Annotated in this window: 23 protein-coding genes; 10 read left to right on the forward strand and 13 right to left on the reverse strand. The window is 61.5% G+C overall.

Features of this window, described 5'->3' with window-relative positions:
* Positions 1–24: 24 nt before the first annotated feature.
* Positions 25–285 carry a hypothetical protein gene (locus tag GVK95_RS13310; RefSeq protein ID WP_159950385.1) on the reverse strand — a complete coding sequence of 87 codons (261 nt, stop codon included), beginning with the start codon at positions 283–285 and terminating at the stop codon, positions 25–27.
* A gap of 137 nt (positions 286–422) precedes the next feature.
* Here GVK95_RS13310 and hemF point away from each other — a divergent pair, with 137 nt between their 5' ends.
* From hemF to GVK95_RS13325, 3 genes are all read left to right on the forward strand, one after another.
* Complete coding sequence (gene hemF / locus GVK95_RS13315) at positions 423–1,337, forward strand: oxygen-dependent coproporphyrinogen oxidase (RefSeq protein WP_159950387.1); 915 nt, start codon at positions 423–425, stop codon at positions 1,335–1,337.
* A gap of 184 nt (positions 1,338–1,521) precedes the next feature.
* Complete coding sequence (locus tag GVK95_RS13320; RefSeq protein WP_159950389.1) at positions 1,522–1,797, forward strand: hypothetical protein; 276 nt, start codon at positions 1,522–1,524, stop codon at positions 1,795–1,797.
* A gap of 187 nt (positions 1,798–1,984) precedes the next feature.
* Positions 1,985–2,173, forward strand: coding sequence for a DUF1059 domain-containing protein (locus GVK95_RS13325; RefSeq protein ID WP_159950391.1), 189 nt, complete (start codon positions 1,985–1,987; stop codon positions 2,171–2,173).
* Positions 2,174–2,214: 41 nt separating this feature from the next.
* Here the strand turns inward: GVK95_RS13325 and GVK95_RS13330 are convergent, their stop codons facing one another.
* The 3 genes from GVK95_RS13330 to GVK95_RS13340 are packed head-to-tail and all read right to left on the reverse strand — an operon-like array spanning position 2,215 to position 4,720.
* A complete protein-coding gene (locus GVK95_RS13330; protein WP_159950393.1) occupies positions 2,215–3,471 on the reverse strand; it encodes a CCA tRNA nucleotidyltransferase in 1,257 nt (418 codons plus the stop codon).
* Positions 3,468–4,100 (reverse strand): CoA pyrophosphatase, encoded by a 633-nt coding sequence (locus GVK95_RS13335; protein WP_159950395.1) that lies wholly within the window; start codon positions 4,098–4,100, stop codon positions 3,468–3,470. The genes GVK95_RS13330 and GVK95_RS13335 overlap by 4 nt, the downstream gene beginning before the upstream one ends.
* The gene (locus tag GVK95_RS13340; RefSeq protein ID WP_159950397.1) at positions 4,097–4,720 is read right to left on the reverse strand and encodes a DUF1285 domain-containing protein; all 624 of its coding nucleotides are present in this window, start codon (positions 4,718–4,720) and stop codon (positions 4,097–4,099) included. The genes GVK95_RS13335 and GVK95_RS13340 overlap by 4 nt, the downstream gene beginning before the upstream one ends.
* A gap of 158 nt (positions 4,721–4,878) precedes the next feature.
* Here GVK95_RS13340 and GVK95_RS13345 point away from each other — a divergent pair, with 158 nt between their 5' ends.
* Genes GVK95_RS13345 through GVK95_RS13365 form a run of 5 tightly spaced genes read left to right on the forward strand, consistent with a single transcriptional unit; the run spans position 4,879 to position 12,132 of the window.
* Positions 4,879–5,892 (forward strand): MoxR family ATPase, encoded by a 1,014-nt coding sequence (locus GVK95_RS13345; protein ID WP_159950399.1) that lies wholly within the window; start codon positions 4,879–4,881, stop codon positions 5,890–5,892.
* A 15-nt stretch (positions 5,893–5,907) separates the two neighbouring features.
* Positions 5,908–6,828: a DUF58 domain-containing protein gene (locus tag GVK95_RS13350; RefSeq protein WP_159950401.1), complete on the forward strand. Its 921-nt coding sequence runs from the start codon at positions 5,908–5,910 to the stop codon at positions 6,826–6,828.
* A complete protein-coding gene (locus GVK95_RS13355; protein ID WP_159950403.1) occupies positions 6,825–9,641 on the forward strand; it encodes a DUF4159 domain-containing protein in 2,817 nt (938 codons plus the stop codon). The genes GVK95_RS13350 and GVK95_RS13355 overlap by 4 nt, the downstream gene beginning before the upstream one ends.
* Position 9,642: 1 nt before the next feature.
* Entirely contained in the window at positions 9,643–11,712 is a 2,070-nt protein-coding gene (locus GVK95_RS13360; RefSeq protein ID WP_159950405.1) for a hypothetical protein, read from the forward strand.
* A gap of 57 nt (positions 11,713–11,769) precedes the next feature.
* The gene (locus GVK95_RS13365; RefSeq protein ID WP_244618761.1) at positions 11,770–12,132 is read left to right on the forward strand and encodes a GNAT family N-acetyltransferase; all 363 of its coding nucleotides are present in this window, start codon (positions 11,770–11,772) and stop codon (positions 12,130–12,132) included.
* Positions 12,133–12,140: 8 nt separating this feature from the next.
* Here the strand turns inward: GVK95_RS13365 and GVK95_RS13370 are convergent, their stop codons facing one another.
* Together GVK95_RS13370 and GVK95_RS13375 are read right to left on the reverse strand one after the other, a co-directional pair.
* Positions 12,141–13,025, reverse strand: coding sequence for a glycosyltransferase family 8 protein (locus GVK95_RS13370; RefSeq protein WP_159950407.1), 885 nt, complete (start codon positions 13,023–13,025; stop codon positions 12,141–12,143).
* A 104-nt stretch (positions 13,026–13,129) separates the two neighbouring features.
* Positions 13,130–13,720 (reverse strand): N-acetyltransferase, encoded by a 591-nt coding sequence (locus tag GVK95_RS13375; protein ID WP_244618762.1) that lies wholly within the window; start codon positions 13,718–13,720, stop codon positions 13,130–13,132.
* 251 nt (positions 13,721–13,971) lie between these two features.
* Here GVK95_RS13375 and GVK95_RS13380 point away from each other — a divergent pair, with 251 nt between their 5' ends.
* Positions 13,972–14,955 (forward strand): glutathione S-transferase family protein, encoded by a 984-nt coding sequence (locus tag GVK95_RS13380; RefSeq protein WP_159950409.1) that lies wholly within the window; start codon positions 13,972–13,974, stop codon positions 14,953–14,955.
* Between the two features lie 17 nt (positions 14,956–14,972).
* On the opposite strand, the gene GVK95_RS13385 is transcribed toward GVK95_RS13380, so the two are convergent.
* On the reverse strand, positions 14,973–15,464 hold the full coding sequence (locus tag GVK95_RS13385; RefSeq protein ID WP_159950411.1) for an NUDIX domain-containing protein: 492 nt from the start codon (positions 15,462–15,464) through the stop codon (positions 14,973–14,975).
* A 41-nt stretch (positions 15,465–15,505) separates the two neighbouring features.
* On the opposite strand from GVK95_RS13385, the gene GVK95_RS13390 reads away from it, so the two are divergent.
* Complete coding sequence (locus tag GVK95_RS13390) at positions 15,506–16,417, forward strand: metallophosphoesterase (protein WP_159950413.1); 912 nt, start codon at positions 15,506–15,508, stop codon at positions 16,415–16,417.
* A 95-nt stretch (positions 16,418–16,512) separates the two neighbouring features.
* Here the strand turns inward: GVK95_RS13390 and leuA are convergent, their stop codons facing one another.
* The 6 genes from leuA to GVK95_RS13420 all read right to left on the reverse strand — a co-directional run bounded on the left by leuA (position 16,513) and on the right by GVK95_RS13420 (position 21,314).
* Positions 16,513–18,240 carry a 2-isopropylmalate synthase gene (gene leuA / locus GVK95_RS13395; RefSeq protein WP_159950992.1) on the reverse strand — a complete coding sequence of 576 codons (1,728 nt, stop codon included), beginning with the start codon at positions 18,238–18,240 and terminating at the stop codon, positions 16,513–16,515.
* Positions 18,241–18,565: 325 nt separating this feature from the next.
* On the reverse strand, positions 18,566–18,814 hold the full coding sequence (locus GVK95_RS13400) for a CopG family transcriptional regulator (RefSeq protein ID WP_159950415.1): 249 nt from the start codon (positions 18,812–18,814) through the stop codon (positions 18,566–18,568).
* Positions 18,792–18,986 carry a BrnT family toxin gene (locus tag GVK95_RS25275; RefSeq protein WP_348532455.1) on the reverse strand — a complete coding sequence of 65 codons (195 nt, stop codon included), beginning with the start codon at positions 18,984–18,986 and terminating at the stop codon, positions 18,792–18,794. The genes GVK95_RS13400 and GVK95_RS25275 overlap by 23 nt, the downstream gene beginning before the upstream one ends.
* Before the next feature lie 130 nt (positions 18,987–19,116).
* On the reverse strand, positions 19,117–19,341 hold the full coding sequence (locus GVK95_RS13410; RefSeq protein WP_159950417.1) for a hypothetical protein: 225 nt from the start codon (positions 19,339–19,341) through the stop codon (positions 19,117–19,119).
* Positions 19,338–20,519 (reverse strand): benzoate/H(+) symporter BenE family transporter, encoded by a 1,182-nt coding sequence (locus GVK95_RS13415; RefSeq protein WP_159950419.1) that lies wholly within the window; start codon positions 20,517–20,519, stop codon positions 19,338–19,340. The genes GVK95_RS13410 and GVK95_RS13415 overlap by 4 nt, the downstream gene beginning before the upstream one ends.
* A 210-nt stretch (positions 20,520–20,729) precedes the next feature.
* Complete coding sequence (locus tag GVK95_RS13420) at positions 20,730–21,314, reverse strand: ATP-dependent Clp protease proteolytic subunit (RefSeq protein ID WP_159950430.1); 585 nt, start codon at positions 21,312–21,314, stop codon at positions 20,730–20,732.
* Between the last annotated feature and the right edge of the window lie 93 nt (positions 21,315–21,407).

Consider the following 21,407-nt stretch of genomic DNA (forward strand, 5'->3'; position numbering starts at 1 on the left):
TCTCAAATTCCGCAGGGAACGCTGCTAGTCGGCAGATGGTAGCCGGCGCATGGTGAACTCGATCTGGTCGCCGTCGAGCTGGCGCCAGCTTTCCACCTCGGTCCAGTATGCAGCCTTGGGGAAGGCATCAAACCATTCGCGCGCCTTGGCGCGGGCCTCGTCGCGGGTGAGGCAAAAGGTCTCGCGGACGAAATGTCCGTTCCTGCCGCCGGAAACGCCGGAGCGATGGTCGGCAATGCGTTTTTTCAGGCCGTTAAGCGGTGGCGGACCGGGTATTCTCGTCATGACATACCTCGCATGACATGACATTAGTGCGCCACAGGACGATTGGCGAGTCGATTTTCCGGGGACGGTTCCGCATCAATGTGGTCGGTCTTATCTGGAACTGCTAATCGACGCATACGCACGCAACGGGGAATATCATGGAGCGACCGGACCTGCCGAAAGGCCTTCCAGCCGACATCGAGGACAAGAAGATTGTGGCCCGCGCCTGGTTCGAAAGCCTGCGCGATACGATCTGTTCGTCCTTCGAAGCGATTGAAGACGAATTGGCCGGTCCCCTATCCGATCGAAAGCCTGGCCGCTTTGCGCCCAAGGACTGGCTGCGTGAAAATGGCGAGGGCGGTGGCGGCCGCATGTCGATGATGGAGGGCCGTGTCTTCGAGAAGGTCGGTGTCCATACGTCCACGGTTCATGGTGAGTTCTCGCCCGAGTTCCGCAAGCAGATGCCAGGCGCCGAGGAGGATCCACGGTTCTGGGCATCGGGCATTTCGCTGATCGCTCACCCGGTCAATCCCAATGTCCCCGCCGTGCACATGAATACCCGCATGGTCGTCACCTCCAGCCAATGGTTCGGTGGCGGCGCCGACCTGACGCCCGTGCTCGACCGTCGGCGCACCCAGGAAGACCCGGACACCCGCCTCTTCCACCGGGCGATGGAAATTGCCTGCCACCGCCACGCCGATATTGCCGATTATGACGCCTATAAGGCCTGGTGCGATGAATACTTCTTCCTGAAACATCGCAACGAGCCGCGCGGCGTTGGCGGCATCTTCTTCGACTGGCTCTATCCGCAGGAAGACAAGGGTGGATGGGATGCGAATTTCGCGTTTGTCCAGGATGTCGGCCGCGCCTTCAACCTTGTATACCCCAAGATCGTCCGCAGCAATTTCAATATGCCGTGGACGGAAGAGGAGCGTGACGAGCAGTTGATCCGCAGGGGACGTTACGTGGAGTTCAACCTGCTCCACGATCGCGGCACGATCTTCGGTCTGAAAACCGGCGGCAATGTCGAATCGATTCTATCGTCAATGCCTCCGGTGGTCCGCTGGCCGTAGGCAAGATGCGATAGCAAGGCCGAATATAAGTTATCCACCGGTCCTGTGTACCGCAGTGGATAAAGAATACGCTAAAATAACGGAAGCTTAGCGCCAGCGGCGCGAATGCTTGACAGAAATCATTGCATTCAACGGGATCCTTGCTCATTCTGCGGCTTCACGCAGTTTCGAGGAGGAGAATGCGATGGCCCAGTCTGGTACTGCAACCATTCCCGCAGTGAGTGAAACCGCCGCCCGTGCAATTGACGCTCCCGAGTTGATCGATCGCCTGGCTGAGCGCTTGCGGGCATCAAGCGATGTCGATCTTCCACATTCCTATTTCGTCGAGCAGGTCCGACTTGGTTTGGGCGGCATGGATCTGGCGGATCAGATGATCGCCAATGATATCGAGGGTGCCGGTCGCAAGCAGCAGAAGACCGCGGCGCAATCGGTATTTCATGCCTGGGCGATGCCCGACTGATACTCAGGCGCAACTGACACACAGATAAACAACGGACGATCCACAAACCACCGCCTGCATCCGCCCGTGCCCAACACGGGCGGCTTTTTATCACCGTGCATGAACAATCGGCCGGCTTGGTCGTTGAACCTCAATCGGCTGGTCCCAAACCGCTAGAGCCCAATGGCTGAAAACTGAGGAGGTAACCATGAAAAGCTTTGAATGTGGAACTCTGGTCCCGGGCTGCAACTGGCATACCCGGGCAGAGGAAGACGCTGAAGTGGTGCGCCGTGCTGTCGAGCATCTGCGCGCAGCCCATGGCGAGGACATCATACGTCCGGCCATGGTCGACAACATCAAGGCGCGTATCCGCACCGAACAGAAAGTCGACAGCTGACAGAATGACAGGCTGAACTGGCGAAAGGCTGATCGGGAGGATCAGCCTTTCGCCAGGTCTGCGATGCGGGCCAGCAGTTTTTCACGGTCCAGCGTGAAGTTGGACGCGATCCAACCGGCCTCGACCTTGGCAAGGATCTCACCGACGGCTGGACCGGGGGAAACCTGCGCTGCCAGTACGTCGCTGCCCTTGACCGGCAGAATGGGTCGTTCGAAGCGCTCGGCACGCTGCAGCAGCGCCGAGAGACGTCCGGTTCTCGCCATCGCTTTTGCATCGCCATCGGCTTGCATGCGTGCTGATGCCAGTTCGAGCTTCAGCATTGCGATCATGCCTTCCTTGCCGAAATGGTAAAGGTCGCGATCAAAGGCCACGTCGGTCGTCGTCTCGGACGGCTTCGGCGCCTTGGCAAAACGCTCGAGAACCTGCGCCTCCGCATTGGAAAACTTCAGCCGCTCCGCCATCGCAGCGACCCGCGCCGCATCCTTCGGCACGATGGCAGACAGGCGCAACAAAGGATCGACAGTCCAGCCCAGAGCCTGTTCGGCCGCGATCAGTCCCGGAATGGCGTCAATGCCCCATTTTTCCGTTTCCGGCAGGATCTCCCCCAACACACCCGACTGACGCATCCACAAAAGCGCCCGGCCCGGATCGCGCGCCGACAGCAGCTTCTTCGTCTCGCTCCACACCCGCTCGGCCGACAGCGTCTTCAGTTTTTCGCGCGCCCTGGCGCAGGCCTTTAGCCCTGCCGCATCCGGACGGCCATGGCCGTAATAGGCGAAGAAGCGGAAGAAGCGCAGCACCCGCAGATAATCTTCGGCGATCCGCTGCTCCGCGTCGCCGATGAAGCGGACGGTGCGCGTCTCGATATCGGCAAGCCCACCGACCAGGTCAATGACCTGCCCATCCTGACCGGCATAGAGCCCGTTGATCGTCAGGTCGCGGCGTTCTGCATCCTCCTGCCAGTTGGCCCCGAAGGCCACCTGCGCCCGCCGTCCGTCGGTCTCCAAGTCCCGCCGCAAGGTCGTAACCTCATAGCCCTTGCCGTCGATGACGAGAGTGACCGTGCCATGCTCGATGCCGGTCGGCACGGCCTTGATGCCCGCCGCCTTCGCGCGGGCAACCACCTCTTCCGGCTGAAGCGTCGTTGCCAGGTCGATATCGCTGACCGGCAGTCCGAGCAGGCCGTTGCGCACCGCACCGCCGGCGACCCTAACCTCGCCGCCATCGGCATTTAGCAAGGCAAACAGCCGCCCGAGCGCCGGGGTGCGGAACCAGTCCTGCTGTGAAAGATCGGTCATGCATAAAGCCTTTCATAAAGCGTCCGGATGATACCGGCGGTAATGCCCCAGATCTGGCGTTCGCCATAGGGCATCACGTAAAAATGGCGGACAGCACCCTGCCAGACACGGCTGTCCTGACGATGGTTCTGCGGATCCATCAGGAAGGACAGCGGCACTTCGAATACGCTATCGACTTCCGCCGGATTGGGGGTGATCGTAAAGCCGCTTCGCACCACGGCAAGCACGGGCACGATGCGAAACCCGGTACCGGCGAGATATTGCGGCAGGCGACCGACGGTTTCGACATAGGCCGGATCGAGGCCGATTTCCTCATGCGCTTCGCGGATCGCGGCCTGTTCCGGCGACACGTCGGTCTCGTCGATACCGCCGCCCGGAAAAGCGATCTGCCCGGCATGTTTGCGCAGTTTCGTCGTACGCTTGGTCAGGATCAGTCGCGGCTCCTGGCCATCGTCGATGATCGGCACCAGGACCGCGGCATCCTTGAGCTTCAGGCTTTCGATCTCGATGACACTGGCAAGATTCAGCACATGATCGCCGTGATCGCGCCATGCCTGGTCGACCGGCCCGCCAGCCTGGTTCAGCGCCCGGCGGCGGAAATCGGCAGCCGAAAATTCGAACCCGTTCATCGCGACAGCCGTTCGAGGTCATCAGCCGGCATCACCGGAAAGACAGCCGCGCCGGAGCAGACAACAAACATCGCGCGTCCATCGATTTCGCGCACTTCGCCCATTTCCACCAGATCATACATCACGGCCCGCGACACCAGGGCTTCGAGACGACCACGCACATGCAAGTAAGGTTTCAACTCATGGTTTTCGCCATGGATCACGAACCGCAACGGATGCTCGACCCCGGCCTCGACCACATCGCCGACATTCGTGCGAAAGGTCAGCACCTGCACGCCGTCAATTTCGGTCGCACTCATCTCGACGGCGACGAAATGCGCGTCCTGGATGCGAATGCCAACCTTTTCCACAGGCGTGACGAGATAGGTTTTTCCATCCTCGTCCTTGCGCAGAACCGTCGAAAACAGACGCACCAGAGGCGCCCTGCCGATTGGCGTGCCCATGTAGAACCAGGTGCCGTCGGCGCGGATTTCCATATCGAGATCGCCGCAAAACGGCGGTTCCCAACGATCCACCGGCGGCAAGCTGGCTTTTCCGCCCTCGGTCTGAGCTGCGGCGCGCGAAATCAGCGCCGCCAGTCCGGCCGCATCCGTTGTCGCTTTCAGCGTTTCGCTTGCCATATTCGCGTCCCGGTTTGGTCTCTAACCTATCACAGTCACGAGATAGTCATTCGGAACGTGCTTGTCAGCCGCTTGTTCGCTAATAAGTTAGTTTCAGACGCTGCGGATCGCGTTCGCACCCGATTCGCCGGAATAGGCCGAACCAATTGGAGCTAACCATGGGCATGATGCCAAATCCGGATGCTGCACTGGACGACAAGGCGATCATCGAAGCCGCCGAAAAGGCGCTTGCCGACATCGCCAATATCCGCGCCGAAGTTGGCAAGGTGATCTTCGGCCAGGAAAAAGTCGTCGAGAATACGCTCCTCGCCATTCTGTCCGGCGGCCACGCGCTGCTTGTCGGCGTGCCCGGTCTCGCCAAGACCAAGCTGGTCAGCACGCTCGGCACGGTTCTCGGCCTCAACGGCAACCGCATTCAGTTTACCCCCGACCTGATGCCCTCCGATATTCTCGGCACCGAAGTGATGGACCAGGACGAGAACGGCCGTCGCTCCTTCCGCTTCGTCAAGGGGCCGGTGTTTGCCCAGCTGCTGATGGCCGACGAGATCAACCGCGCCAGCCCGCGCACCCAGTCGGCGCTCTTGCAGTCCATGCAGGAATATCATGTGACGATCGCCGGACAGGCCTATCAGCTGCCGGCCCCTTTCCATGTGCTGGCGACCCAGAACCCGCTGGAACAGGAAGGCACCTATCCCCTGCCGGAAGCCCAGCTCGACCGCTTCCTGCTACAGGTCGACGTTCTCTATCCCGAACTGGCTGCCGAGCGGCAGATCCTGCTGGAAACCACCGGTGTGAGCGAAAACCGGGCAACCAGTGTCGTCGATAGCGATCGCCTCCTGGAAATCCAGAAGCTCATCCGCCAGATGCCGGTGTCCGATACCGTTGTCGATGCCATCCTGTCGCTGGTGCGCTCCGCCCGTCCCGGCCATGGCAATACCGAGACCGACAAGAATGTCGCCTGGGGTCCGGGTCCGCGCGCCGGCCAATCGCTGATGCTCTGCGCCCGCGCCCGAGCCCTGTATGAAGGCCGCCTTGCGCCATCCATCGACGACGTTCACGCCCTGGCCGAGCCGGTGCTCGAACACCGCATGGCCCTGACCTTCGCGGCCCGTGCCGAAGGCATGACCGTTCGCGATGTGATCGACGGTCTCGTCAAAAGCCTTCGGGCATAAGGAGGCATCGCCAAGGTGGCATCGATCGGCCAGATCGTCGAGCAGACCTCAAGCAGCGAAGTGCTGAAACGCGCGCGCCAGCGTGCTGTTCTGGTGCCCGATTGCATGGTCGAGGCAAAACGCATCGCCAACACCGTGATTGCCGGCTGGCATGGTCGCCGCAAGCGCGGCATCGGCGAAAACTTCTGGCAATTCCGTCCTTATTCAGACGGCGAAAGCTTCGCCCGTATCGACTGGCGCCGCTCCGCCCGCGACGACCATACCTATATCCGTGACCGTGAATGGGAGGCCGCCCATACCGTCTGGCTCTGGGCCGACATGTCGCCGTCGATGATGTACAAGTCGAGCTTCGCCTCGGTCTCCAAGGAAAGCCGGGCCGTCGTCCTGATGCTGGCTTTGGCCGAAATCCTGGCGCGCTCCGGCGAGCGCATCGGATGTCCGGGCATCATGGAGCCGATTTCCGCCCGCAATGCCGCCGAACGTCTGGCGACGGCCATCATGCACGCGCCGCTGACCAGCGGCTTGCCCGACACCCGGATGATCCGCGGCGCCAGCGACATCGTCCTGATCGGCGACTTCCTCGATGACGCAGACCGCGTCATGGAACGCATCACGCCGCTCGCCCGCCGGGGCCTGCGCGGCCATGTCGTCGAAATCGCCGATCCGGCCGAGGAAACCTTTCCCTATACCGGCCGCACGGAATTCACCGATCCGGAAACCGGGGAAAAGCTGGTGTCCGGCCGCGCCGAAAGCCTGGGCGAGGACTATCGCCGCGCCTATATAGCCCGCCGCGAAAGCATCAGCGACCAGTTGCGCCGCATGGGCTGGAGCTTCGTGCACAACCGCACCGATCGGCTCGCCTCCGAAGCGCTGGTCGCTATTCACATGCATCTGTCGGGCATGACGCCTGCCGTGGCCCGGAGTACCGGCCCATGAACGCCATCCCGCTTGCCTTCGGCGCGCCCGCTATCCTGATGGCTCTCGCAGCCCTACCCCTGATCTGGTGGCTGCTCAAGCTCACGCCACCGCGCCCGAAGGCGGAAGTGTTTCCGCCGCTGAAGATCCTCGCCGGTGTATTGAAGCGCGAGGAAACGCCGTCAAAAAGCCCCTGGTGGCTGACTTTGCTGCGCATGATGATCGCAGCTCTAGTCATTTTCGCCCTGGCCGATCCCGTGCTCAATCCGCGCAATGCCTCGCTGTCGTCCGATGGCCCGCTGGCGCTTGTCGTCGACAACGGCTGGGCGACGGCCGCGGACTGGGATCGCCGTGTCGAAACCGCAACCACTCTGATCGGCGACGCTGGTGACCGCAACATTCCGGTGTCGATCGTTTTCACCGCCGACCAGACACATGACGCCGTACCCGGTACATCCGCCGCAGCCTTGGAGAAGCTTGGCGCGGCAGCGCCAAGGCCGCTGCGTCCCGACCGGACCCGCGCCATTGACGCCCTGCGCACGGCCTTGGTCGACGAACGCGCCGGCACGCTGGCCTATATTTCAGACGGCGTCGCCCTGCGTGACGACGATCCGTTTTTGGGCGATCTCGCAGCCCTTTCACCGGCTGAATTTCGACTGATCGAAGGATCCGGCCTGGCGACGGTCGCCATCACCGGCGCCAACAATGGTGCAGATGCCCTGGCCGTCACCCTGTCACGCCTGAAGAGCACCGATGCCCAGAGCCTGATCGTCGACGCACAGGACCGCCAGGGTCGCGTCATCGCCTCAGGTCCGGTCAACTTTGCAGCCGGCGCGACCGAAGCCAGCGGCGATATTGCAGCACCATTCGAGCTGCGCAATGACTTCGCTCGCCTGTCGATATCAGGCATTGCCAGCGCTGGCGCCACCCATCTGCTCGATGACGGCTTCCGCCGCCGCAAGGTTGCATTGATCTCCGGCGACAGTGGCGATGGTTTCCAGCCGCTTCTGTCTCCCCTCTATTATATCGAGCGTGCGCTCGGCCCCTATGCCGATCTGGTCAAGCCGGGCATGACCGACCTTGCGGTCTCCATTCCAGAAATTCTCAAGCAGAACCCTTCTGCCATCGTGCTCGCCGATGTCGGCCGTCTGCCCGCCGATGTCTATGAACCGATCGAGCGCTGGATAGCCCGGGGTGGCACGCTGATCCGCTTTGCCGGCGCACGCCTCGCCGCGGCCCCGAGCGGCGACCCGCTGGTGCCGGTGATCCTGCGCCAGGGCGAGCGAGCCCTTGGCGGCGCCTTGTCCTGGGCCGAACCGCAACCGCTTGCAGACTTCCCCGGCTTCGGGCCCTTTGCCGGCATGGCGCGCGCCGATGGCATTTTGGTCAAGCGCCAGGTCCTGGCCGAGCCGACCCCCGACCTTGCCGAGCGCACCTGGGCGAGCCTTGCCGATGGCACGCCGCTGGTCACCGTCAAGGAAAGCGGCGCCGGCCGCGTCGTGCTCTTCCATATCAGCGCAGAGGCGACCTGGTCGGACCTGCCGATCTCCGGCACCTTCGTCGAAATGCTGCGACGTATCGTGCAACTGACCCGCGTCGGCGCGGCCGAAGCCCAACCTGGCCAGGCAACCGCCCCGACACTCGCGCCATACCGCCTGCTGACCGAGCGCGGTGCACTTTCCGCAGACGCCGGCAAGGCGAAGCCGCTCGATCTTGGCCCGGCGCGACCAGACGCTGCAACCTTCGACAACCCGCCCGGCCTCTATGGTACGGAAGATGGTTTCGTCGCGCTCAATCTGCTGCCCCCGGCAGCGACGATCAGGCCCATTCCAAGCGCTGCAGGCTTGACCGTGACGCGCGAGCCGATGGCGGGCACGCAAGCGACACCGTTGAAGCCAAGTCTGCTGATCACCGCGTTCCTGCTGCTGGTGATCGATAGTCTTGTCGTTCTGTTCATGGGCGGGGCCTTCTCGCGTATACCGCGCCGCGCGGCGACATCCGCGACCATGGCCGTCTTTGCCGCTCTGCTGCTCTTTGCCCCCATGTCACTGCGACAGTCAGAAGCCGCAGACGACAAGCCCGGCGACGAGCAGATCCTCGGACGGCTGGACAATACCCATCTCGCCTATGTCGTCACCGGCGAGAGTGATGTCGATCGCCTGTCCGAACAGGGCCTTGCCGGCCTCACCGACTTCATCACCTATCGCACGACGCTGGAGCCGGCCCCACCCGTTGGTGTCGACATCGCCAAGGATGAACTGTCGTTCTACCCGATCATCTTCTGGCCGATCTCGGCCTCGGCGCCGATGCCGTCGACCGCAGCCATCAGCCGGATCGACGCCTATATGCGCGCCGGCGGTACCGTGCTGTTCGACACCCGCGACCAATTCTCCTCGCTCGGCGACGACGCCGGCCCCAGTGCCAATGGTGAACGGCTGCAGGCGATCCTCGCCAATATCGACATTCCGCCGCTCGAACCCGTGCCCTCGGATCATGTGCTGACCCGATCCTTCTATCTGCTCAACGGCTTTCCGGGACGCTACAATGGCAGCCCGCTCTGGGTCGAGGCACGCCAGGAAGCACAGTCGTCGTCCAGCGGCGTTGCCTCTTCCGGCGACGGTGTGACCCCGATCATGATCACCGCCAATGACATGCTCGGTGCCTGGGCGATCGACACCAATGGCGCCAGCGTCATGCCCATGGTCCCGGCCGACGAGCTGCAACGCGAAATGTCCTTCCGCTCCGGCGTCAACATCATGATGTATATGCTGACCGGCAACTACAAGGCCGACCAGGTGCATGTGCCGGCCCTGCTCGAACGGCTGGGGCAATGACATGACACTTGAATTCGCCCCCTTCATCCCCTGGCTTGCCATCGGCGTGCTCGCCGTTCTGGCGCTTGCGCTTTCGATCCTCGGCATGGTCCGCCATGTTCGCGGTACGCTGATCCGCTTTGCCGCTTCGGCAGCGGTACTGGCTGCCCTTGCCAACCCGTTGCTGATGCAGGAAGACCGTGAAGCGCTCAGCACCGTCGTGCCAGTGATCGTTGATCGCAGCCAGAGCCAGCAAATCGCCGGCCGTGCAGAGCAGACCGACCGGGCGCTTGAGGGCCTGCGCGACCGCCTGTCGCGCTTCGGCAATATCGAGCCGCGCATCGTCGAAGTGACCGATCCGGCGACATCCGACGCCCCCTCGACGAAACTTTTCGAAGCCCTGAACGCCGCTATTACCGATGTACCGCCGGCCCGCATCGGTGGTGCGATCTTCCTCACCGATGGCCAGGTGCATGATATCCCTGGAGACAACCAGCCCCTGCCCTTCAATGCGCCGGTACATGGACTGGTGACCGGCAAGGCCGATGAGTTCGACCGCCGGATCGAGATCCTGCGCGCGCCGCGCTTCGGCATCGTCAACGAGGAACAGGAACTGACCTTCCGCGTCTTCGACGACGGCAAGGCATCCGATCAGCCGGCCGACGTGACCGTCAAGATGAACGGCGAGGATATCGGCGCGTTGACCGCCGTTCCGGGCACCGAGACGTCCTTCGCCTTCAAGGTTCCGCGTGGCGGCAACAATGTGCTGGAATTCTCCGTCGCCGGAACGCCGGGCGAAGTGACCGACGTCAACAACCGTGCCATTCACCTGATCGAGGGTATCCGCGAAAACCTGCGCGTGCTGCTCGTTTCCGGCGAACCGCATGCCGGCGAACGCGCCTGGCGCAACCTGTTGAAGTCCGACGCCTCGGTCGATCTCGTCCACTTCACCATTCTGCGCCCGCCGGAAAAGCAGGACGGCACGCCGATCAACGAGCTGTCGCTGATTGCTTTCCCGACCCGCGAACTCTTTGTCGAGAAGATCAATGATTTCGACCTGATCATCTTCGACCGCTACCAGCATCGCGGCGTGCTGCCGATCCTCTACTACGACTACATCGCCGAATATGTGAAGAATGGCGGCGCGCTGCTGATTGCCGCCGGGCCGGAACATGCCGGCGAGGATTCGATCGCGCTGACGCCGCTTGCCACCGTTCTTCCGGCCTCCCCGACCGGCGACGTGCATCAGGCCGGTTTCTATCCGCGGCTGTCGGAACAGGGAAAACGCCATCCGGTCACCCGCGGTCTTGACGGTTCGGCGGTCGAGCCGCCGCAATGGGGCCGCTGGTTCCGCAGTGTCGACGTCGATCAGACCACCGGCGAAACCGTGATGACTGCCGATGACGGTCGCCCGCTGCTGGTGCTCAACCGCGCCAATGAAGGTCGGGTCGCCATGCTGCTGTCGGACCAGGGCTGGCTCTGGGCCCGTGGCTTCGAAGGCGGCGGACCGCATGTCTCGCTCTATCGCCGCATCGCCCATTGGTTGATGAAGGAGCCGGAACTCGAGGAAGAGGCGCTGAAGGCCCGCGCCACCGGCCGCACCATGGAAGTGACGCGCCAGACCATCGGCGACGCCCCCGGTCCGGCAACGATCACCGCGCCCTCCGGCCAGACCGAAAGCTTGAATCTGGCCGAAATCCAACCCGGGCTCTATCGCGGCGAACGCCGGATGACCGAAACCGGCCTTTTCACCGTTACCAATGGCGACTTTTCGACTTTGGTGCATGTCGGGGCCGTCGATTCTCCCGAATTCCGCGCCATGGTCTCGACCACCGAAACACTCGCCGGCGTGACCGGCAAAAGCCGTGGCCGGCTCGCCCGCCTCGATGATGGTGAGGGTGGATTGCGTATCCCCGACATTCTGCCGGTGCGTGGCGATATCCGCACCGCCGACAACCGCCGCCTCCTGATCCACCTGACAGATGAAACCGTGCTGAAGGGCGTCAACACTCTGCCGCTGTTTGCAGGCTTTGCCGGGCTTGGCATCCTGCTGCTGGCCGTGTCTGCCATGTGGTGGCGCGAAGGGCGCTGAACGGATGGCCGAACGGAGCTATCCGACAGTGTCCCGGCGGAGGCCGAGAGTACGATATTGGCGAGCCTCAAGGCGCATAACGACGTCATGCTCGGCCCGACGGACCGCAGGAACCTGTTCATCCCACTGACCCACAGCCAAGGCCAAGTCGACGGCGGTCTTGTCGGTTATACTGGACGTGGATGGCTCTATGTCGAAATGCTCTTCGTCCCCGAGCGCCTTCGGCGACAGGGCATGGCCGGAAAACTATTGCAATGCGCAGAGCAGGAAGCCCGCGACCGTGGCTGCATCGGCGCCTATATCGACACGATCAATCCAGACGCCCGCCGCGCCTACGAGCGGCAGGGCTACGAAGTCTTCGGCCGGATCGACGATTTCACCAAGGGATTCGATATTACCTGGATGATCAAGCGGTTCTGAGGCTGCGGTCAGACCTGGGCTGAACCCTGTTGAGCCTCGAAATAGCGCTGCGTGATCCGGTGCTTGCGCCACTTCGTCATCTGGATGAGATGGTGCGACAGAACGCTGCGGGTTTTGGCAAGCAGTGATGGCGTGGCGCAGAAGCCAACCCAAGCTGTGCCGGCCAGTTCCGTCTTGTAAAACCGGTGGGCTTCGCGATGCATCCATTGCACCCGTGAATGCCATGGCTTTTTTGGGCCGGTGAAATGCAGGATGGCCGGACGCGAGATGAAGGCTAGAATGCCCGTCTGCGCGTTCCATCTCGGATCGAGCGGAAGCCACTGATGTTCAGTGACGACGTTCAGCGCATCCTGATCTGGGCAGTCGTAGCGACTGGAATCACGGAAGAACAGGTTTCTGGCATCCTGGAGAAAATTGCGCCGGCGAAGTCCGACCCAGTCGATCAGCAGCACACCTGAATTGAAATACCGGCTATTTGGCCCCATGCCGATCTGCGCGATGCGCGCGTCCATGTTGCGCGGAAAGGCCATCAGGAAATCGTCGACGGCCGCCAGCGGCTTGCCGTGAAGATCGATATCGAAAAGACCGTCGAGCGCTGACACCACAAGCGTGTCGGCGTCCAGATACAGCAGACGGCCGATGTCGGAAGGCAGTTGCTCGTCCATGTAGAGCCGCGCGACCGCCGAGGCCGGCCACCGCCCCAGCGCCTGCCCCTCGAAGGAAGGTGATACGAAATCAATCACTTCGATATCAAAGCCGTGACGCTGGGCGAAGATATTGATCTGTTCGCGGTCATCGCCATCAATATCGATGGCGAGCAGGAAGAAACGTACCGATGTCAGGCCGATATGCCGCTTTGCCGAAAGAAGAGCACAGCAGGCAGCCGGCAACATGCGCGTGTCCGAGCAGGTGATGACACCATGAGAAGCAGTCTCCCCATGCGACGGGACAGCAGGCATACCAGAACCTCACCCAAATTTCGGTTTGCTGTCGGCGATCAGTTTCCGACTTTCAGCAGACGCTCGCTCGTCTCCCATGCCCCATTTGAGCTGTCAAGTTGAGCGATTTCCACCGAACCGCCGACCTTCGCAGACCGCCATTCGATGACACCCTTCAGCCGGTCATGCACATCGGTCGCCATCGGCACGACCAGAACCCGGTTGGCGTCGACAGGTCCTGGAAATTCCAGCGCCTTGTAGCTGACCTTTTCGAAGCCGAGCGGCATGTAATAGGGCGGGTCACCGACAAGGATCACCGCTTCCGAACCCTTGCGCCGCGCAGCCTCGATGGCGATACGCACCAGTTCCCGGCCAATGCCCATGCTCTTGTGCGACGGCCTGACAGCGAGGGGGCCGAGCAGATGCCCCTGAACTGATCCAGCCATCACCGGGGTCATGCGCACGGAGGCGATCGTCTCGCCATTGTCCGCGCAGATAAACGACAGCGACAGGTCATGCGGACCCTGCTCGCGAATGCGCGCGGCCGCACGCGTATGCCGGCCCGGGCCGAATGCTTCTTCGTTGATGAGTTCGATGGCAGCGTCGTGCGACGCATCCTCGGTGAGGTAGATATGCCCAGAAGTGTTCATGGATGACCGAAACCCGCAAATAGACAGCAATGATGTTCGCGCAGACGCCTCATGGCGTTCGTGAGCATCAGCGTCGTCGCAGGGTCCGTACTACGGTCATCGGGGGCTTTCTCGTTTCTTGCGAAATGTCCGATAGCAGCAAAATTATTTTGCGTCCAATGGAAAAACGCAGTGTTCAACCATCCACCCCTCGCAATCTGCCTGAGACGCCGTATTTTCAGGGCAAGTTGAGACCAAACAAGGATAGCACCATGGGCATGCTCGTAGACGGCGTCTGGCAGGACGTCTGGTATGACACGAAAGCGACCTCCGGCCATTTCAAACGCGGCGCCTCGACGTTCCGCAATTGGGTGACCGCCGACGGATCGGCAGGCCCGACGGGCTCCGCCGGCTTCAAGGCTGAACCCGGCCGCTACCACCTCTACGTTTCCTATGCCTGCCCCTGGGCACACCGCACGCTGATCTTCCGCAAGCTGAAGACGCTCGAAGGCCTGATCAGCGTTTCCGTTGTCGATCCGCTGATGCTGTCCAACGGCTGGGAGTTCCACGACCGCGACGGCGCAACCGCCGACCACCTGTTTGGCGCCGACTTCCTTTGGCAGGTCTATACCCGCGCCGACCCCAAGTTCAGCGGCCGCGTCACGGTCCCGGTCCTCTGGGACAAGCAGACCAACACCATCGTCTCGAACGAATCCGCCGACATCATCCGCATGTTCAATACGGCATTCGACCACCTGACCGGCTCGACGCTCGACCTGCATCCGGCCGACCTCCACGACGAGATCGATGCCGTCAATGCCAGCGTCTACGACAACGTCAACAACGGCGTCTACAAGTCGGGCTTTGCCACAACACAGGAAGCTTACGAAAGCGCCGTCAATCCGCTGTTCGAAACGCTGGACTGGCTGGAGCAGCGCCTGACCGGCCAGCGCTATCTGTTCGGCAAACGCATGACCGAGGCAGACTGGCGCCTGTTCACCACGCTGGTCCGCTTCGACCCGGTCTATGTCGGCCATTTCAAATGCAATATCCGCCGCATCGCCGACTATCCGGCGCTCCATGCCTATCTGCGCGACCTCTATCAGACGCCGGGTGTCTCCGAGACGGTCGAGATGCGCCATATCAAGCATCACTACTATCGTAGTCACCTGATGATAAACCCGACAGGCGTCGTACCGGTTGGTCCGGAGCTTGATCTCGACAAACCGCACGGCCGGGGAAAGCTGGCCGCCTGAGGCTTGCAATGTAAGACTTACCAGTGATGCGACGGCTGCACCTCGCCGCCAAGCTCACCCAGCCGCCGCAAGGTTGCGGCGGTCGTGCCCGGCGGTAGTTCCCCCAGGTCAAAAAAGCCCGCTTCGACGATCTCCCGGTCGGCGAGGCGCGGTGCGGTCTGGCGAACGCTCACCCTGTAAAGCACGACATGGTCGCGCCGGCTGATACTGCGGTTGAAATAGACGTGGAACAGGCTGGTTGGCCCGATGATTTCCAGATTGCCCTCTTCCCGTAATTCCTTCGCCAGCGCCTCCATCACGGTTTCGCCACGCTCAACGCCACCACCCGGCAGATGCCAGCCCGGCACATAGGAATGACGCACCAGGAACACGCGCCCAGCCTCGTCGTAACAGGCAGCACGCACGCCAAGCGTCATGCCCCTACTGAGGGCAAAATAGACATGCAGCAACCTGACAAGGAACTTCTTGCCTCGGCCGGGGATTTCCGAACTATCATCCGCTGGCGTCATTTTCCTTGCCCCCCAATGCCCGCGCCTTTATGAGAGACGCCATGTTCAAGCTCGCGCATATTTCCGACGTCCATCTTGGCCCCTTGCCGAACCTGACGATCCGGGAACTCGCGTCCAAGCGGATTACGGGCTATGTGAACTGGCACCGCAACCGGCGCAAGCACCTTTTCCCCAATGCCTTGGAGATGGTTCTCGAAAGCCTGCGCCAACACCAGCCCGATCATCTGGCGATCACCGGCGATCTGGTCAACCTGGCGTCCCGCCTCGAGATCCGCCTCGTCGCCGAATGGCTGCAGCAAGCCGGCGCGCCCCTCGATACGTCCGTCGTTCCCGGCAATCACGATGCCTATGTACCCGGCGCCCATGATCGCTCGGTCCAGGCCTGGTACGACTATATTCGCGGCGACGACGATCCGCTGATCTGGCAGAACGACCACAAGATCTTTCCCTATATCCGCCGCCGCGGCCCGGTCGCGCTGATCGGTTGCTCGACCTCGATTGCCACGCCACCTTTTTCCGCCCAGGGTTATTTCAGCGGCCGCCAGGCACGGGAAACAGCGCAACTGCTGAAAGCTGCCGGTGAAGAGGGCCTGTTTCGCGTGGTGATGATCCATCATCCGCCGATCCGTGGCGCGACCTCGCAGCACAAGCGCCTGATCGGCATCCGCCGCTTTGCCGCCGCCATCCGCACCGGCGGTGCCGAACTTGTGCTGCACGGCCACACGCATCTCAACACGCTGTATTGGCTCGACAATCACGGCCGCAAGGTCCCGGTCGTCGGCATCGCATCGGCCAGCCAGGGTCCGGGCGCCAAGAAGCCGGCCGCAGGCTACAATCTCTTTTCCATCGATGGAACGGCGGGAAACTGGCAGGTCGAATGGGAGCGCTTTCGCATCGAGAGTGATGGTGCACCGCTCATCCTCGATCACCAGCAGAAGCTGATCGGTGGCTGATCGCCACTTGTGCTGCGATATCGTCATCTGGCTTGTCCCGAGATGACGACAGAACGCGATCACGGGGCCGCAACCACAGCCCCGTGACTGATATCTCAGACCTTGTTCTGCTCGGACAGGACCCGATTGGCGGCCGATACGATCGCCTCCAGCGAAGCGGTGACAATGTTGGTGTTAATGCCGACGCCGAACAGCTTGCCGCCGGCATGCGCCGTCTCGACATAGGCAATGGCCGCCGCGTTGGACCCGTGCTGCAGCGAATGCTCGGAATAGTCCTCAACCGAGAGATCAATGCCCAGATAGGTCGACAGGGCATTGACGAAACCATCAATCGGCCCGGTCCCCTTGCCCTCGATGCGTTTGGTCTCTCCGCCATCGGTAATCTCGGCAGCAACCACGCGGATACCCTTCTGGTCGGAACCGGCCGGGTAGGTATGGTGATCGACGAACTTGATTCGAGCGTCGGGCTGATCGACATAACGTTCAATGAAGCGTGCATGGATGCGCTTCGACGGCAGTTCGACGCCTTCTTCATCGGTGATCCGCTGGATATCCTCGCGGAACTCGACCTGCAGGTTGCGTGGCAGGTTGATGCCGTAGTCTTCCTGCAGGATATAGGCGATGCCGCCCTTGCCCGACTGCGAGTTGATGCGGATGATCGCCTCGTAGGAACGCCCGACATCCTGTGGATCGATCGGCAGATAAGGCACTTCCCAGACCGGGTGATTGGCGACCTTGATCGCCTTCATGCCCTTGTTGATCGCATCCTGGTGCGAGCCGGAAAACGCGGTATAGACCAGTTCGCCGACGTAAGGGTGGCGCTCGGGAATGGTCATCTCGTTGGAATATTCGTAGACCGCCTTGATCCGCTCGATGTCCGAGCAGTCGAGTTTCGGATCGACACCCTGGGTGAACATGTTCAGCGCCAGCGTCACGACATCGACATTGCCGGTGCGCTCGCCATTGCCGAACAACGTGCCTTCGACGCGGTCGGCACCGGCCATCAGACCCAGTTCGGTCGCAGCAATGCCCGTGCCGCGGTCGTTATGCGGATGCAGCGAGATGATGCAGTTCTCGCGATTGTCGATATTGCGGCACATCCATTCGATCTGGTCGGCATAGATGTTGGGCGTCGCCATCTCGACGGTCGACGGCAGGTTGAGGATCAGCTTGTTGTCCGGCGTCGGCTTGATGATCTCGACCACGGCATTGCAGATCTCCAGCGCCACTTCCAGTTCGGTGCCGGTGAAGCTCTCCGGCGAATATTCGAAACGGAAACCACCATTGTCCTTGCTGGCAGCTTTCGACGCCATGTCGGTAATCATCTTGGCCGCATCGACGGCAATCTGCTTGATCCCCTGCACATCCTTGCCGAACACCACGCGGCGTTGCAATTCGGAGGTCGAATTGTAGAAGTGGATGATCGGCCGATTGGCGCCTTCCAGCGCTTCGAACGTGCGAGTGATGAGTTCCGGCCGGCACTGGACCAGCACCTGCAGCGACACATCGTCGGCCACGTTGCCTTCCTCGACGCACCAGCGGGCAAAATCGAAGTCGGTCTGGGATGCAGACGGGAAACCTATCTCGATTTCCTTGAAGCCCATATCGAGCAGCAACTGGAACATCCGCGCCTTGCGGTCATGGCCCATCGGGTTGACCAGCGACTGATTGCCGTCGCGCAGGTCGACCGAGCACCAGATCGGCGCCTTGTCGATCACTTTTGAGGGCCATGTGCGGTCAGGAATCTGGATCTGCGGATAGGCGCGGTACTTCTGGCCGGCATCCGGCATGCCATTTTTCACGGTCTGGGATTTCATGATCATCGTCTTCATCTCTGCTCTTCGCACTCCTCCCGGCTCATAGCGCAACTGCAGGCGCTTGGCGACGGGTGAGCGGCCCTGGTGCGGGCAAATCTCGGTACAAATTGGGATTTTCGAGGAGCAATCGCCAAACGGCTAACCCGGCCGCCGGGCGCTCCTCAATGGACCCGGCAACCGCGGATAAGGCCGAGAAGAAGAAGCGAGTTTGGCACCGACGCGACAAAGCCGGCCGCAGCGTGGGCGGCCTTCATATCAGTCGCAGCAATGGTGGTGCCGTTGATCTTCATGGGACGAGGAATAACGTGGAGAAATGAATCGCGCAAGGGTGTTATTCAGCGGCGGGCTTCGAGGCCTGTTGCAGACGTTCACGAATCCAGAGAGAAACCAGCCGATGCCGCGATGTGTTCAAGCGAGCGGCTTCCGCATCAAGTTCAGCCAGTTCTGCCTTGGGCAATTCGAGCTCGACCAATTCGTGTTCCCAATTGATACGACGAGCGTTGGCCCAATCGAAATACTCGCTGACATCCTCGCCATCGTCGAATTTCTTGTCGAGTTCAGCTGCCGTGATGGTTTTCATGATATTGGCTCTCCGCCTTTCTGGCCCTGCGAACTGAAATTATGCGGATCTTGTTTTGCCGGACAGTAAAGTACCCCACCCAGAACTTGCCTTCGATCAGCCCCACGATACCATAGCTGACTTCATCGTGCGATCGCGCGTCGATGGTCAAACCATTTCCTGCGCGCCACAACTCCTACGCATCCACGAAATCGATTCCGTGTTTTGCCTTGTTCGCATCGCTCTTGGCCGGATCGAACTCGAACTCCATGCGCAGAATCTAGCGCAACCCTTGCGATTGCGCCAGACCCGACACACGCCGCTTAGCGACGTCCCAATTGCGCGATGAACGCCGCCGCCAGGAAGCCGAACGCGATGACACCCCAGACCATGCCGCCAGCGGTCAGGTTGCTTCCATCCGGCGTCAAACAACTCGACTGCGATGCCGCGATACAGTCCCGCCAGATCCAGTAGCGTGTGTAGAAAATAAAGCCGAAAAGAGCCGCAAGAAGAGCAAAGACAATCGCCCGTATGCGAACCCGCCTCATGCTCGGGCTTTGGCCAGCTTCACCAATCCCAGCATCGCGACGCCTGCGATCAGCCCCCAGAATGCCCCAGATATCCCGAGGATGGAGATGCCGGACGCGGTAATCAGGAATGTCACCGCCGCCGCCTCTCGCGTTTCCACGTCCTTGAAGGCAGCGACGGAAGAGCCTGAAAAAGCGCCGATCAGGGCGAGACCCGCCACCGACTGAATGAGGACCGGTGGTGCCAGTGCCACGAACGAGGTGACGGCACCGGCCGCCAATCCCAGCAGAATATAGCCGATACCGCCGATGATCGCCGCCCAGTAGCGCCGCGCCGGATCAGGATGTGCGTCGTCGCCTGCGGCCATCGCCGCCGTGATCGCCGCAAGGTTGACCGCATGGCCGCCGAAAGGGGCCGACAGGAAGGAGAAAAGACCGGTCACGGCGAACATCGGGCCGGGCTTCGGCGCATAGTGATTGACCTTGAGGATGGCGATCCCCGGGATGTTCTGCGAGGCCATGGTCACGATAAACAGCGGCAACGCGATCGACACCAGTGCCGACAGGGTGAAAACCGGCATGACGAACTCAATCGGCGGCGCCAGGGATTGCGTCCAGCTCGCCATCGCCCCTTCGGGCAATTCGACACCGAAAACGATCACCGCAACGAAGGTGAGCAATGCCGCCGGCACGGCATAGAGGCGCTTGAACGCCGCGACGACAGCCCAGACGACCAGGATCGGCAGACCAAGCCACGCATCGAAGGCGACGGCCTTGAACGGTGCAAAGCAAAGATTGATGATGACTCCGGCCAGCATCGCATTGGCCAGAGGCGCCGGGATCGCGGCAACCGCTCGGCCGAAGGGACGGAACAGGCCGGCCAGTACGATCAGTGCGGCGCAAACGAAAAACGCCCCGACGGCTGCCGGGAAACCACCCAGTGGAATGCCCGCCGTCGCCATCAGCGCCGCCCCCGGCGTCGACCACGCAACGGAGACCGGCAATCTGGTCCAGACACTGAGAAGGATGCCGCAAAGCCCCATCGAGATGGACAGGGCCATCAGGCCGGACGCCGCCTCATAGTCCGTCGCCCCGACGCCTTTCAGTCCCTGCAGGACCACGGCAAAGGAACTGGCAAAGCCGACAAAGGCGATCAGCACGCCCATGAAGGCGCTCTGGGCGGAAAAATCTTTCAGCATGGCGCGGGATCCGGGTTCGACGAAGAAACAGACAGTGATCGAACACCAAAAAGCGCGACGCTTGGCAAGGCAGGAATGGCAAAAACCGGTACGTTTGCGCCAACCAGTCGAATGGGAGATCAACGATCAGTACCACGCCCGTATTACGGCACAAAAAATGCCCCCGCCGGTCTCCGGCAGGGGCACTTGCAAATCAGGTCTGAAAAGCGCTCAACCGATGTCGGCGTGGCTGTCAATGATCTTTCCGACCAGGCCATATTGCACGGCATCTTCGGCCGTCAGCCAGTAGTCGCGGTCGATGTCCTTGGCGATCTTCTCTTCCGTCTGGCCGGTGGCCTTGGAATAGATCTTGATCAGGCGCTGGTTCATCTTGATGATTTCGCGTGCCTGGATCTCGATATCGGACGCCATACCGCGCGTGCCGCCGGACGGCTGGTGCATCAGGAAACGTGTGTTCGGCAGTGCAAGGCGACGTTCCTTCGGCACAGCCACGAAGATCAGCGAGCCTGCAGACGCAGCCCAGCCGGTGGCGATGATCCACACCTTCGGCTTGATGAACTTGATCATGTCGTGGATCGCGTCACCCGCTTCGACATGGCCGCCGGGCGAGCAGACGAAAACGCGGATGTCATCGTCGGAGGCAGCCGCAAGCGCGACCAGCTGGGTGCAGACCTTCTGCGCCAGCTCCATGGTGATGCCGCCATAGATGAAGATCGACCGCGACTTGAAAAGGTTCGCTTCCGTTTCCTTGCCGATCGGCAGTTCCTTGCTCTTGTCGTCGTCGTCTTCGTTCATCCGGCAATTCTCCACTTGCGTTTAGCTCACCCGCACATAGTGCGTCTCATGTCGTAAGACAATGCGGGAAAAAGACAAGCATGGAAGCGGTGA

The organism is Rhizobium sp. 18065, from assembly GCF_902706095.1.
GTDB lineage: Bacteria > Pseudomonadota > Alphaproteobacteria > Rhizobiales > Rhizobiaceae > Allorhizobium.

Bases quoted from the DNA above. Each gene is read 5' to 3' on its own strand.
- GVK95_RS13310 (WP_159950385.1), bottom strand. From the start codon at position 285: ATGACGAGAATACCCGGTCCGCCACCGCTTAACGGCCTGAAAAAACGC.
- hemF (WP_159950387.1), top strand. From the start codon at position 423: ATGGAGCGACCGGACCTGCCGAAAGGCCTTCCAGCCGACATCGAGGAC.
- GVK95_RS13320 (WP_159950389.1), top strand. From the start codon at position 1,522: ATGGCCCAGTCTGGTACTGCAACCATTCCCGCAGTGAGTGAAACCGCC.
- GVK95_RS13325 (WP_159950391.1), top strand. From the start codon at position 1,985: ATGAAAAGCTTTGAATGTGGAACTCTGGTCCCGGGCTGCAACTGGCAT.
- GVK95_RS13330 (WP_159950393.1), bottom strand. From the start codon at position 3,471: ATGACCGATCTTTCACAGCAGGACTGGTTCCGCACCCCGGCGCTCGGG.
- GVK95_RS13335 (WP_159950395.1), bottom strand. From the start codon at position 4,100: ATGAACGGGTTCGAATTTTCGGCTGCCGATTTCCGCCGCCGGGCGCTG.
- GVK95_RS13340 (WP_159950397.1), bottom strand. From the start codon at position 4,720: ATGGCAAGCGAAACGCTGAAAGCGACAACGGATGCGGCCGGACTGGCG.
- GVK95_RS13345 (WP_159950399.1), top strand. From the start codon at position 4,879: ATGGGCATGATGCCAAATCCGGATGCTGCACTGGACGACAAGGCGATC.
- GVK95_RS13355 (WP_159950403.1), top strand. From the start codon at position 6,825: ATGAACGCCATCCCGCTTGCCTTCGGCGCGCCCGCTATCCTGATGGCT.
- GVK95_RS13360 (WP_159950405.1), top strand. From the start codon at position 9,643: ATGACACTTGAATTCGCCCCCTTCATCCCCTGGCTTGCCATCGGCGTG.
- GVK95_RS13370 (WP_159950407.1), bottom strand. From the start codon at position 13,025: ATGTTGCCGGCTGCCTGCTGTGCTCTTCTTTCGGCAAAGCGGCATATC.
- GVK95_RS13375 (WP_244618762.1), bottom strand. From the start codon at position 13,720: ATGAACACTTCTGGGCATATCTACCTCACCGAGGATGCGTCGCACGAC.
- GVK95_RS13380 (WP_159950409.1), top strand. From the start codon at position 13,972: ATGGGCATGCTCGTAGACGGCGTCTGGCAGGACGTCTGGTATGACACG.
- GVK95_RS13385 (WP_159950411.1), bottom strand. From the start codon at position 15,464: ATGACGCCAGCGGATGATAGTTCGGAAATCCCCGGCCGAGGCAAGAAG.
- GVK95_RS13390 (WP_159950413.1), top strand. From the start codon at position 15,506: ATGTTCAAGCTCGCGCATATTTCCGACGTCCATCTTGGCCCCTTGCCG.
- leuA (WP_159950992.1), bottom strand. From the start codon at position 18,240: ATGATCATGAAATCCCAGACCGTGAAAAATGGCATGCCGGATGCCGGC.
- GVK95_RS13400 (WP_159950415.1), bottom strand. From the start codon at position 18,814: ATGAAAACCATCACGGCAGCTGAACTCGACAAGAAATTCGACGATGGC.
- GVK95_RS13410 (WP_159950417.1), bottom strand. From the start codon at position 19,341: ATGAGGCGGGTTCGCATACGGGCGATTGTCTTTGCTCTTCTTGCGGCT.
- GVK95_RS13415 (WP_159950419.1), bottom strand. From the start codon at position 20,519: ATGCTGAAAGATTTTTCCGCCCAGAGCGCCTTCATGGGCGTGCTGATC.
- GVK95_RS13420 (WP_159950430.1), bottom strand. From the start codon at position 21,314: ATGAACGAAGACGACGACGACAAGAGCAAGGAACTGCCGATCGGCAAG.